Genomic DNA, 13,246 nt, shown 5'->3' on the forward strand with positions numbered 1-13,246 from the left:
TTTTCATATAGACCGCTATATTTGACGATTTTTGTCGGTAAGTCGATATATCTTGAAAATCGCTGATATATTTTGAGTTGCGCCGATATATTCAGAAAATCGCTGGTATAATTCGAGTTGCGCTGATATATTCAGAAAATCGCTGATATAATTTCATGTACGGCCAAACTATCGTAATAAACAAGAATAAAGGGAGAGTACCAGAATTTCATATACCGCCAAACTATCGCACTAAGCAAGAATAAAAGGCAAGTAATATAATTTCATGTACCGAAAAACTCCCCAAAAAGAAAAGACGCCACATAGCGCCTTTTCTACGAATGAAACGGGAACACAAGTATAATCGTCGTTCCTTTTCCAAGTTCGCTATCAATCGAAATTGTTCCGTTATGAGCATGAACGAGCTGTTTCGTAATAGCAAGGCCAAGTCCAGTTCCGATGTTGCTTTCTTCTGTATTTGTTCCTCTGTAATAGCGCTCAAAGAGAAGTTCTTTCGTTTTGTCATCCATTCCTTTTCCGTTATCTGAAATAGAGAGTGTAAATGAAGTAGCGTTTTGGGAAAGTTTTACGCTGACATTTGTCGTTTCATTATTATGTTTTACAGCGTTTACGAGTAAGTTTTCGATAATACGCTGGAACCATTTTTCTTCAATGAAATATTGAATTTTGTTTGAGCTTGGTACGAATTCAATATTTTGATTTTGAAGTGTCGGGTTATTAATGAATTGTAATAATACTTTTTGGACGAATTGATTCATTTCAATGTTCACATGCTGCGCAGGAAGACTGTTATTTTTTAATTGATACGTTAAGCTTAAGTCATCAATTAATGTCGTCATATATTGAGATTTCTCTTTCATAACGCTGCCAAATTGTTGAATGTCACGATCAGTCCAGTTGTATTGCTGTGATTCTAGTAATAATGCGTAGCCATAAATAGAACTTAGTGGCGTTTTTAAATCATGTGTGAGACCAGTAATCCATTCTTCACGAGTTTGCTGTAGTACTTGCCTCATCGCATCATTTTTTTTGAGTGTAATAGAAAGGTGCTCTAGTGAATTTGTTACATCACTAAATAAGCGGAATGACCATTTCTCTTTACCAGATCGCCGGAACCTGACAGGTTTCCCTTTTTTACTAACAGGCTCTTCGTACTTTCCGCCAGCTATATTTTTAAGCCAGCGCATCGCATGTAATAACGGTTTTCCAAATTTATTACCGTACCAAATAGAAAGAATGACTAAATAAACAAATACGATAAGAAGGATTAGTCCGCATCCGATTAGAAACTTTTTAGCAAATACATCGTCTATTTCATCATCTGGGTAGTAGTGCTCATTTTTGGCAGTTACAACGAGAAGATGATTGCTATTTGTGTCGTAAAAGCTAGACGTGTTTTCTTTATGATTCCACGGTTCTTTTGCGTTAAGAGCAGCTTGTATGGCAGAAAACGTTTTTTTCTTTCCATCTGGATAGGAGAATACTTCTTCGCCGCCACTATTAAAGAGTTGAAGCGTTGCGTTTTCTTTAGAAAGTAACTGTTTTTCTTCTTCTGTTAATGTGAAAGAATCCGTAGATACAGAAGGATGCTCTTTCTGAATTGATTTCAGTAATACATTGCTTTTTAACGTACCGCCGTAAATAACAAGTACGTTTTTTTCTTCTAATTCAATTTCCCAATATGTAAATGTATAAGGGCTTTCTATATGATTCTGTATATAAGAGAATAAAGATGTTTTCGTATAAGATGTCGGTACATCCTTTGGCGTATTAAAGTGATAGAGAACCTTTCCGTTTTCCTCTACAACTTGAATCCAATCATTTTTCTCTTTAATTAAGTCTTTTACTTCAGCTTTTAACGAAATATCGCCATCTTCTGAAGAGATATATCTTGCAATCACAAAATTATCAGAGTCTGGAATGTTTGGTTCGTATGAAGTGCTCGTAACAAGAAAAATTAAATAAGTGAAAGCAGCTACTACAGCAATCAGTAATGTAACTAAAACAAATACGTGTTGCAGAATAAACTGGATAATAAGTCGTTTATTAAAGTTCATATCGTCACCCTACTTTGTAATGAACTTATAGCCAAGTCCGCGAACAGTTTTTATATATTCTGGTTTACTTGGGTCTTGTTCAATTTTTTCACGTAGTTTTCGAATGTGGACCATAACGGTATTATCATCGCCATTATAAGCAGGTGCTCCCCAAACTTTTTCGTATATTTCTTCTTTCGAAAATACATAGTTCGGATTCTCGCAAAAGAAGAGTAATAGCTGAAATAGCTGGGCGGAACATTCGACAACATGTCCACCTACTGTAAGCTCTGCGGAATATCGATCAATTTCAAATCTACCAAATGAACTGGAGTGTGCTTTTTGTTCGTGTGGTACAGCTTGTTTCATATGTCTACGGAGTTGTGCTTTCATACGAGCTACTACTTCAAGTGGATTAAATGGCTTCGTAATATAATCATCTGCACCGTGTGAAAATCCAGATATTTTATCTAAATCAGATGTTTTAGCTGTGAGGAAGAAGATAGGGCAATCAGTTTTTTGGCGAATAATCGGACAAATATCAAAACCAGATTGTCCAGGAAGCATGACATCTAAAATAATTAAATCGTAATCGTGTTGCTCAGTGAGAGATAACGCTATTTCAGCGGATGTTGCAGTTGTAATATGAGAAAAACCTTCTTTTTCAAGAATGGTAGTTAGTAATTGTAAAATTGCTGTTTCATCATCAACGAGCAAAATATTTGCTTGATACATAAAAAATCCCTCCTAATTTCCTCGAATATCATATCATCTTTCTGTAACTTATGGAATTTTTAAGGAAATTTTAAGGTTTTCTTTCACAAAAAATTAAGAATCAAATGATATGATAAAAGGAACATAGGGGGGAGATGAGTGTGAATCCGTTTCAAACGATGCGAGCTAGATATTTTTTAATTGTATTTGCACTATTAACTTTAGTTGCAAGAGCCAGTAATGAATTGATAGAAAATACATTTCATATGCAAAATTCTACTTTTATAAATATTCTTATATTCTATATCCTTCCGATTACATGGATTTATTATGAGTATAGAAAACACCGTGTTTCCTTTTCATCATTTATTAATAAAAATGAAACATTTAACCTGGTGCAAGTTTTATACATTGCACTTATGTTAGCCGTGTTTAGTTACGGATATCTTATTTTGTACATGTATAGCTTTGCATGGATTACACCGGAATTTATTATGAACGCGTTACGTGAACCGATTATAGATAGCGCAGGGGGATTTGTATATCAGTTTATTATGGTCGTATTCATCGCACCAATTATTGGTGAGTTTGTTTTTCGGGGATTTTTGCTGCAACGCTTTGCAGCAAAATGGGGAACGAGTATAGCGATCATTGTAGTAGCGATGTTGTTTGCGTTGTTACATGTTGATTTCCTAGGTGCAGTAGTATTTAGCGTTGTACTATCAATCGTATATATTCGTACGAATAGTTTACTCATGCCAATTGCTATTCACATGTTAAACAATGCATTTATAATCGGTGCTTCTTTTCTAATAAATAAAGAAGAGATAATGAGTTTTGCAGATTTCACAAATTTTACGACATTCTTTCCAGGACTTATTATTTTTATGACGGGATTAAACTTAGTACTCATCTTTTTATTTGTTAACCGCAAATATTGGAATAAAGAAATGCCGGCTATATATGTAGAGCAGGAAAAGAGTTTTTCAGACGTAGTGGAGGGTAAGTAAGATGAAGAAAACGTTTGAAAAAATATTGAAAGAAATTATAGAGTCTACTTCTCTTACAGATATGTGTGATAAAAGCGTTTGTCATTGGGTGCAACCTGTAGTAGATACGATTATGTTTCCAGAGTATTACTTATTTTCTAGTACTCATTTAAAAGAAAATATTATTTCTCTTCTTATTGTGTTAGGAGTTTTATTAATATTTGGTTTAATTGTAGAAGAAATGATGAAGCGCATTTTCAAAAAAAATGAAGAGAAATATGTGTGGGTTCATAAAGTATTCGAGAAAGTAATAGTGGCTTTCCTTTTGTTTTATAGTATGAAAACAATCATTTACTTTATAGCTTTGAAACATCATTAATTCGAAATTTGAAAGGGATGTATAAAATTATATGAATGAAACAATATCATCAAATAAGTTTTTTTATTTGATTGTGCTTAGCATAGTGCTGATAACGACAGTCAATGTTATGCTTCGCTGGGAGGAAGCTTATTTCTTTATGTATTTAGCACTCCATTTATTAGGGATATTATGTATAAGCGGCGGAATAGTTGCTGAAAGAAAGAGTGAAGAAAGCGTTAATTATATGTGTGTGACCGGTCTTATTTTACTTTTAGCAGTACAAGGTATTATGAAATATAGTTCTTTTTCTTTACAAGATTTTAGTTTATTAGTGGATGTACTTCCTTAAGGGGGCACGTTATGTTATCTAAGAAGCAAATAGGATACGTACTAGTTTTAATTGGATTTTTTACGCTTATTGTAACGACTTTATTTTTTCAAGACTATGAATATATACGCTATATAAAAGGCGCTGGTTTAATATGTTGGGTTGTAAGTACGTTTCTTATCCCAGAGTATGAACCGAAGAAAGTGTCTAAAGGTAGGTAAAACTCTTCTTTTTGTAGAAGAGTTTTTTTATATAAATAGAAGATTCTCGAGCAATTCGCGTAAGAAGCTTGTTCTAATTTAGCATGTACGAACTTACAATAATAATAGACAGGCAGCATAGAGGAGGGAATAGCGTGAGGAAGGTTATTGGGTGGTCGCTTTTTTTGTACGTTGGGTTTGCGTTGCTTATATATTGGTATTTATTTGGATGGAATCATGAACTGATTCCGGACATGTATAAAGGAACAAAGGCAGATCCAGAAACATTTATGAATGCAAGAGAGCTTACGCTAAGCCAAGATTATTCGCGCGTGAAAAATTTACTGTACTTTTTAGCGACGCCTCTGGAATGGATTATTTTATTATTTGTACTTGTGCTCGGTGTTTCAAGAAAGTTTGAGAAATGGTCGAAGGAAACGACGAAAATAAGTGTCCTGCAAGTTGCGATTTATTTCTTTTATTTATCATTACTCACAACAGTTCTTGCCCTGCCGATGCAATGGATTAGCCGAAAAGTGTCCGTTGATTACGGCATTTCAACGCAAAGTACACAAAGCTGGATAAAAGATCATGTTATCGGTTTTTGGGAAAGTTATGCGACGATGTTAATTGTAGTTACCGTTCTATTATGGCTTATCCGTAAATTCCCGAAGAGATGGTGGCTAGCAGGCTGGGCGCTCTCTGTACCATTTACAATCTTTTTAACATTTATACAGCCTGTTGTAATTGATCCACTGTATAACGACTTTTCGACGCTAAAAAATAAAGAATTAGAAACGAAAATCTTAGCGATAGCAGACAAAGCTGACATTCCTGCTAAACACGTGTATGAAGTAAATATGTCAGAGAAAACGAATGCGTTAAATGCATATGTAACAGGAATTGGCCCTAACGCCCGTATTGTAATGTGGGATACAACACTTAAGCAATTAAAAGATAAAGAGATTTTATTTATAATGGCCCATGAAATGGGGCATTATGTTATGAAACATATATATTGGGGCGTTGCGAGTTATGTTTTGCTATCGTTTATAGGGATGTATCTCATTAGCCGTATTATAAATATGTGTATTCGAAAATGGGGGGATACGCTGCAAATTTCAAAAGTAGCATGTTTCTCAATTTTACCTTTATTTTTCTTAATTTCTTCTGTACTCTCTTTTGCATCACAGCCAGCAACAAACTATGTTTCTCGTATAGAAGAACGAGCGGCAGATCAATATGCTTTAGACATGACAAAAGATGGGGCATCTGGTGTAAAAACGTTTCAATATTTATCAAAAACGAGTTTAAGCCAAGTAAATCCGCCTGCATTAGTGAAGTTTTTCTTATACACACATCCACCAATTTTTGAAAGAATTCATACGTTTGAACAATATGAAAAAGAAAAGAAGCAGTAGTGTACTGCTTCTTTTTTATGCGTCATTCGAGTTTTGGAAAATTATGGTGTGTAACATGTGGAATATTCAGTGAAATGTTTAGGAGGCTAATATTTTGTTTCATTCAAAATCAATGCCGGCTATAAAAATGATCCTTTCGATGTCTATTTTCGGATCAATTGGATTTTTTCTGTTCAAACAGGTTTACCATCTTTTGAATTAGTATTCGTTCGTTGCATTTGTGCGACTATATTTTTAGCATTATGTTGGCTCGTAACAGGACAGTATAAAAGTGGGAAATGGAAAAAAAGAAGTAATGCAAATATTAGCATACGGTGTATTTCTCGTTTTTAACTGGGTATTTCTATTTAAAGCGTTTGAAGTGATGTCGATTACAATTGCGATTTCAGTTTACCATCTTGCACCCATTATCGTATTAATGATTGGTAGTATTGTATTTAAAGAGAAACTTACAGTGTTTGCTGTTATGTCCATTGTCATTTGTTTTATCGGTACAGTTTTAGTAGCTGGAGTAGATGGAAGTCTATCGCTCGAAAAACTAATGTCATCTGGAATGGTATGGGCACTTCTTGCAGCTGTATTTTATGCTTTTACCACTTTATTAGGAAAAGGAATTCAGCATACGAGTGCATATGCGATGACATTTTTGCAAACGTTTTTAGGAATATTTTTATTGCTACCATTCATAGATTTTGGCAAGTTTCAAGGGTTAACAGAGATGAACTGGATGATGATCACAGCGACAGGACTTATACATACAGGATTTGTATATTACTTATTTTTTGACAGTTTAAGAGATTTATCGACGAGATTAATTTCGGTATTCCTGCGGTTGCGATCCTACTAGATACAGTCTTTACCGGGTTTAGACCGACTAGTATACAAGTAGTGGGGATTGTTCTTATATTGGTAGGAATGGCATTTACTTTTCGAAAAACGCAGGAGGAAAAAATAGCGGTAAAAGAAAATTTGTATTCTGAATTTTAAATAATTTAATCTACATCCTATTGAAAATCCCCTTATTTTTTGTACAATATAAATGGTAGGAAAATAAAGGAAAAGGTAGATGAGAGAGATGAAAAAGCTAGTAAAGATAGCGACATCGTTAACATTAATGGGAGGAATATTTGTAGGTGCAAATGGTGTGTCTGCAAATACAGATGTTATCCAGAAATCTAGCCCTAATATTATGATAGAATTTGATGATGTACCAACAGGTCATTGGGCATATGATGAAATTACGAATTTAGTATATCATCGCATTATGTATGGGTATGGAAATGGTAAGTTTGGGACAGAAGATAATATAACACGTGAACAGGCAGCGGCAGTGCTACATCGCGCACTTCATTTAAAGCGTAGTGTGTTTAATGAAAACCCATATGGAGATATTAGTGGGAAATCAACAATGTTCCCTTACGAAATTTTACATTTAACGAGTATCGGTATTTTTAAAGGTGACGAAAATGGGAATTTCCGTCCGAAAGATACACTGACTCGTGCAGAATTAGCACAAATTTTAACGAAAGCATATGAGTTGAAAACAAAGAGTCCACATACATTTACAGATATACCAAAAAACCATTGGGCAAGAGATGCAATTAGCGCATTGCAATCTAATAATGTAGCGGTTGGAACGGGAGATGGCAAGTTCGAGCCTGAAATGCTCGTTACACGCGGGCAATTTGCGAAGTTTTTACAACGATCCATTGATAATTCTCCGGGGAAAATGGAATAGATAAAGAGAAAGTTCATAGTTTGTAGAGAAGACATCCTCTGCTCATTATGGGCTTTCATTAATAGATAGGTTATTATTTTCGTATGTTGTAGTCCAGTTGATATCCTTTGTCGAAACGTCGATATATAAGGAGTAATAACATATATTTTCGGTTTTTGTCTAGAAAATGAACTTTTAAAATGTGAAGGATTTCTTTTTAAGAAAGTAGAATATTTAATGTATAGAAACACCTTTAAATGACCATAGGAAAGGGAAATGATTTGCGTACAATTCAGTATGAAAATTGAAATTGAGAGCGAATTGGCTCTCCTTTAGTAGTGATTTTCACAATAATAGATTTTTTAAATGTAATATATTGCATAATGGGTGCGAAGGCAACATATGTAATGTTGGAAAGGATTTCAGTCTATTATTTTCCGTTTTTTCAAATGGAGATAAAGGGGAGAGGGCAATGAAGAAGAACATGTTACGTATAATGGCAACGGTGACTATTATGGGCGGCTTGTTTGTAAGTACAAATGTACCAAACGTAAAAGCAGAAGAATATCCAGAAATGATTGTGTTTGATGATGTTCCGGTAAATTACTGGGCATATGACGATATAATGGACGTAGTATACAATAAAGTAATGCTAGGCTATGGAAATGGTAAGTTTGGTGTAGGAGATAATGTAACACGAGAACAAGTAGCAGCAGTACTTTATCGTACATTGAATTTGAAAAAAGAAGGATCTTTAAAAAATCCATACAAAGATATTTCTGAGAGGGCAACAATGTTTTTAGATGAAATTTTAGTATTAACAGAGCATGGTATTTTTAAAGGTGATGAAAAAGGAAACTTTAGACCAGCCGCACCAGTAACACGTGCAGAGATGGCACAAATTCTTACGAATGCATTTACATTTGAGGTGAAGAAGAACCATACATTTAAAGATGTACCAAATAATCATTGGGCAAAAAATGCGATTAGTGCACTGCAGTCTAATCATGTCATAGTAGGAACAGGAAATGGGAAATTTGAACCGAATAAAGTTGTAACACGCGAGCAATATGCAACTTTTTTAAATAGAGCTGTTATTAATTTTAATTTGAAAGATGAGAATTATTAAAGTTGAAATATAAAAATCATTTAATTTAATATTAGGTTATAAAAAATATAGTGATATAACGAATAAAGGGAGGGGATGTGATTTTTCACATTTCTTCTTTTTATTTTTAATCTATATTATGTGTTTTTATACTTATATATAAGTAGATTAACTATCGGAAATAACCGGATTTTTACGGGTGGTAGATCTTCAAAATAACTCGCGCATTATCCAGTTTTTTTGTGAGAATTTTATCGCCCTTAAGTAGCAAGAGAAAGAAAAGTAAGCGTGAAAAGTGTTTGGTTATATACCTATTTTATGCGAAAAAAAATATGCTGTAGCACCTTGATTATCAATAAAGTGTAAAGGAAAGTAAGTGAAATATGATTCACAATTTGGACATAACTAAGCAGAATAAACGTATTGTTACTCTTTCGTTAATTCTTTATATTAGAAAAAAATAAGCTTTGATTAGGGAGAGAGTACTTTGAAGAAAAAAATTCTAAAAGTAGCAACAGCTTTAACAATTATGGGTGGAGTAGCATTTAGTGCTGAAGGGACAACAGCAAATGCTGAAATAGCTGCAAAGCCTAAGCTACAACAAGCAGGTCCAGCAATCTTTAAAGATGTACCAGCAGGACATTGGTCTTATGAAGCAATTCAAACTTTAGCAGAATATGAAATTATGCGTGGTTACGGAAATGGTATGTTCGGTTTTGGACATAATGTAAATCGTGAACAAGTAGCAGCTTTAATTTATCGTGCACTTGATCTTGATGAACAATTTGGTGAAGATGAGGAACTAGAAAGCCCGTATAATGATATTGTTGATGATAAATCAACGATGTTTCCTTTTGAAGTGTTAGCAGTAACGGAATTAGGTATCTTTACAGGTGATGAGAAAGGAAACTTCAGACCAAAAGATACGTTAACACGTGCAGAAATGGCGCAAGTTCTTACGAGAGCATTTGGATTAGAAGTAAAAGGACCAGCAAAATTTAAAGATGTACCAAAGGGACATTGGGCAGAAAATGCGATTAATGCAGTAGGTTCAAATGGTATTTCAGTAGGAGATGGGAAGGGTAACTTCGCTCCGAACATGAAAGTAACACGTGAACAATATGCACAGTTCTTATTTAACACAATGTTTGAATAAATAATAAAGAGGAGTTAGTGTTGTATAACACTAGCTTCTTTTTTTATGTGAAATGCCGGTGAAAGAATACAGTTTTAGAAAAAAACGATTAAATTTTCAAAAAAAACTTCCTTTTCTGAAGATTTGTTATATAATATAAAACATAAAATTAAATCTGTTATAAAACAGTTTAAGAAGGGGATGCTAATATGTCGACGCAAACTTCACGGGTTACAATGCCCGGAGAAATGTTACCAGCGTACAACGAAATATTGACACCTGAGGCGCTTAGTTTTTTGAAGGAACTACATGGAAATTTCAATGAGCGCCGCATAGAACTTTTACAAAAGCGTGCGGAGAAACAAAAGAGAATTGATGCAGGAGAGTTTCCGAAGTTTTTAGAAGAAACAAAGCGCATACGTGAAGCGGATTGGACAATTGCCAAGTTGCCAAAAGATTTAGAGGATCGCCGCGTAGAGATTACTGGACCAGTAGATAGAAAGATGGTTATTAATGCTTTAAATTCAGGAGCACATCTTTTTATGGCAGACTTTGAAGATTCGAATTCACCAACTTGGGAGAATGCAATTGAAGGCCAAATAAACTTACGGGATGCAGTTCGGGGAACGATTTCACATAAAAGTGAAAACGGAAAAGAATATCGTTTAAATAGTAAAACAGCAGTATTAATTGTGCGTCCAAGAGGATGGCATTTAGAAGAAAAACATATGCAAGTTGACGGGAAGAATATGTCTGGTAGCTTAGTAGATTTTGGACTTTATTTTTTCCATAATGCTAAAGCTCTTTTAGCAAAAGGAAGCGGTCCATACTTTTACTTACCGAAAATGGAAAGTCATTTAGAAGCAAGGTTATGGAATGATGTTTTCGTATTTGCTCAAAAATATATCGGTATTCCAAACGGAACAATTAAAGCAACGGTGCTACTGGAAACGATTCACGCTTCGTTTGAAATGGATGAAATTTTGTATGAACTTAAAGATCATTCTGCTGGGTTAAATTGCGGAAGATGGGATTATATTTTCAGCTTTCTAAAGAGTTTCCGTAATCATAATAAATTTTTACTTCCAGATAGAGCGCAAGTCACGATGACGGCGCCGTTTATGCGCGCGTATTCTTTGAAAGTTATTCAAACGTGTCACCGCCGTAATGCACCAGCTATTGGAGGAATGGCAGCGCAAATTCCGATTAAAAACAATCCAGAAGCAAATGAAGCAGCTTTTGAAAAAGTGCGTGCAGATAAGGATCGCGAAGCTTTAGACGGTCATGACGGGACTTGGGTTGCCCACCCGGGACTTGTACCAGTCGCGATGGAAGTATTTAATCACATTATGAAAACACCGAATCAAATTTTTAGAAAACGTGAAGAAATACATGTTACAGAAAAGGATTTATTAGAAGTACCAGTGGGAACGATTACAGAAGAGGGACTTCGCCTAAATATTAGCGTAGGCATTCAATATATCGCATCTTGGTTAAGCGGCCGGGGAGCCGCACCAATTTATAACTTAATGGAAGATGCGGCAACAGCGGAAATTTCTAGAGCACAAGTATGGCAATGGATTCGCCATGAAGGTGGAAAGCTAAACGACGGTCGTAATATTACGCTTGAACTGATGGAAGAGCTAAAAGAAGAAGAGCTAGCAAAAATAGAAAGAGAGATTGGTAAAGAAGCCTTTAAGAAAGGGAGATTCCAAGAGGCGACAACGTTGTTTACAAATCTCGTTCGGAATGATGAATTCGTACCATTTTTAACATTACCAGGTTATGAAATTTTATAAAAATTGAAAAGGGGATGGAACAAATGAAAAACGAAAGAATCGAGAAATTACAAGAGAGCTGGGAATTAGATACGCGTTGGAAAGGGATCACACGTCCATATTCGGCAGAAGATGTAATTCGCCTGCGCGGATCGATTGATATTGAACATACATTAGCGCGCCGCGGTGCTGAAAAGCTTTGGTCATCGCTTCATACGGAAGATTACATTAACGCACTTGGCGCATTAACAGGGAACCAAGCGATGCAGCAAGTAAAAGCTGGACTAAAAGCAATTTATTTAAGTGGATGGCAAGTAGCAGCAGATGCGAACCTTTCTGGACATATGTATCCAGACCAAAGTTTATATCCAGCGAACAGCGTACCTGCTGTAGTAAAACGAATTAATCAAACGCTGCAACGTGCGGATCAAATTCAGCATATGGAAGGAAGCGATGATACAGATTATTTCGTACCGATTGTAGCAGATGCAGAAGCAGGATTTGGCGGACAATTAAACGTATTCGAACTGATGAAAGGTATGATTGAAGCAGGTGCATCAGGTGTGCACTTTGAAGATCAATTATCTTCAGAGAAAAAATGCGGCCATTTAGGCGGAAAAGTATTATTACCGACGCAAACTGCGGTGCGTAATTTAATTTCGGCACGCCTTGCAGCAGACGTAATGGGAGTACCGACCATTATTGTTGCAAGAACAGATGCAGATGCAGCAGATTTAATTACGAGCGATATTGATCCAGTTGATAAAGCATTTATTACAGGAGAAAGAACTCCAGAAGGATTTTACCGTACGAAAGCGGGTCTTGATCAAGCAATTGCACGTGGTTTAGCATACGCTCCTTATGCAGACCTCGTTTGGTGTGAAACGTCTGAACCGAATTTAGAAGATGCAAAACGATTTGCAGACGCAATTCATAAAGAGCATCCAGGGAAATTACTTGCATATAACTGTTCACCTTCATTCAACTGGAAACAAAAACTAGATGAGAAAACAATTGCGAGCTTCCAAAAAGAAATCGCATCTTACGGTTATAAGTTCCAGTTCGTAACACTAGCTGGATTCCACTCATTAAACTATGGTATGTTTGAATTAGCACGTGGCTATAAAGAGCGCGGCATGGCAGCGTACTCTGAATTACAACAAGCAGAATTCGCAGCAGAAAAACACGGCTACTCTGCAACTCGTCATCAACGTGAAGTAGGAACAGGTTACTTTGATGAAGTAGCACAAGTTATTACAGGCGGTACTTCATCAACGACAGCGCTAAAAGGATCTACAGAAGAAGCACAGTTTACAAAATAAAGTGAAACTTTAATCAGTGGGGGTTTTCTTCATCCCCCACTGATTATTAGTTGAACCAATCGGACTTTAATGGGCAGTTGATCCCCCACCTAAATTCTTTGCTTTCGCTGCATTTTGAGGTGGGGGTCTTACTGCCC

Annotated in this window: 12 protein-coding genes and 1 pseudogene; 11 read left to right on the forward strand and 2 right to left on the reverse strand. The window is 35.6% G+C overall.

What is annotated here, in order from left to right; translation table 11 throughout:
* Window positions 1-314: 314 nt before the first annotated feature.
* Complete coding sequence (locus tag BAQ44_RS10125) at window positions 315-2,057, reverse strand: sensor histidine kinase (RefSeq protein WP_071721587.1); 1,743 nt, start codon at window positions 2,055-2,057, stop codon at window positions 315-317.
* 9 nt (window positions 2,058-2,066) lie between these two features.
* Window positions 2,067-2,771: a response regulator transcription factor gene (locus tag BAQ44_RS10130; RefSeq protein ID WP_071721588.1), complete on the reverse strand. Its 705-nt coding sequence runs from the start codon at window positions 2,769-2,771 to the stop codon at window positions 2,067-2,069.
* A gap of 134 nt (window positions 2,772-2,905) precedes the next feature.
* Here BAQ44_RS10130 and BAQ44_RS10135 point away from each other — a divergent pair, with 134 nt between their 5' ends.
* The 11 genes and pseudogenes from BAQ44_RS10135 (at window position 2,906) to aceA (ending at window position 13,109) form a co-directional block, all read left to right on the forward strand.
* Window positions 2,906-3,760: a CPBP family intramembrane glutamic endopeptidase gene (locus BAQ44_RS10135; protein WP_084669492.1), complete on the forward strand. Its 855-nt coding sequence runs from the start codon at window positions 2,906-2,908 to the stop codon at window positions 3,758-3,760.
* Window position 3,761: 1 nt separating this feature from the next.
* Window positions 3,762-4,118, forward strand: coding sequence for a hypothetical protein (locus tag BAQ44_RS10140; RefSeq protein ID WP_071721590.1), 357 nt, complete (start codon window positions 3,762-3,764; stop codon window positions 4,116-4,118).
* 31 nt (window positions 4,119-4,149) lie between these two features.
* Entirely contained in the window at window positions 4,150-4,449 is a 300-nt protein-coding gene (locus BAQ44_RS10145) for a hypothetical protein (protein ID WP_071721591.1), read from the forward strand.
* Between the two features lie 11 nt (window positions 4,450-4,460).
* A complete protein-coding gene (locus BAQ44_RS10150; protein WP_016088942.1) occupies window positions 4,461-4,649 on the forward strand; it encodes a hypothetical protein in 189 nt (62 codons plus the stop codon).
* Window positions 4,650-4,783: 134 nt separating this feature from the next.
* The gene (locus tag BAQ44_RS10155; protein ID WP_071721592.1) at window positions 4,784-6,049 is read left to right on the forward strand and encodes a M48 family metallopeptidase; all 1,266 of its coding nucleotides are present in this window, start codon (window positions 4,784-4,786) and stop codon (window positions 6,047-6,049) included.
* 94 nt (window positions 6,050-6,143) lie between these two features.
* Window positions 6,144-7,036 (forward strand): annotated as a pseudogene (locus BAQ44_RS10160) (DMT family transporter).
* A gap of 79 nt (window positions 7,037-7,115) precedes the next feature.
* Window positions 7,116-7,787: an S-layer homology domain-containing protein gene (locus BAQ44_RS10165; RefSeq protein ID WP_071721593.1), complete on the forward strand. Its 672-nt coding sequence runs from the start codon at window positions 7,116-7,118 to the stop codon at window positions 7,785-7,787.
* Between the two features lie 451 nt (window positions 7,788-8,238).
* Window positions 8,239-8,895, forward strand: coding sequence for an S-layer homology domain-containing protein (locus BAQ44_RS10170; RefSeq protein WP_071721594.1), 657 nt, complete (start codon window positions 8,239-8,241; stop codon window positions 8,893-8,895).
* A 466-nt stretch (window positions 8,896-9,361) separates the two neighbouring features.
* Window positions 9,362-10,030, forward strand: coding sequence for an S-layer homology domain-containing protein (locus tag BAQ44_RS10175; RefSeq protein WP_071721595.1), 669 nt, complete (start codon window positions 9,362-9,364; stop codon window positions 10,028-10,030).
* Window positions 10,031-10,218: 188 nt separating this feature from the next.
* Entirely contained in the window at window positions 10,219-11,808 is a 1,590-nt protein-coding gene (gene aceB / locus BAQ44_RS10180) for a malate synthase A (RefSeq protein WP_071721596.1), read from the forward strand.
* Between the two features lie 23 nt (window positions 11,809-11,831).
* Window positions 11,832-13,109 carry an isocitrate lyase gene (aceA, locus tag BAQ44_RS10185; protein ID WP_000787360.1) on the forward strand — a complete coding sequence of 426 codons (1,278 nt, stop codon included), beginning with the start codon at window positions 11,832-11,834 and terminating at the stop codon, window positions 13,107-13,109.
* Window positions 13,110-13,246: the final 137 nt, after the last annotated feature.

This window comes from Bacillus mobilis, from assembly GCF_001884045.1.
GTDB lineage: Bacteria > Bacillota > Bacilli > Bacillales > Bacillaceae_G > Bacillus_A > Bacillus_A mobilis.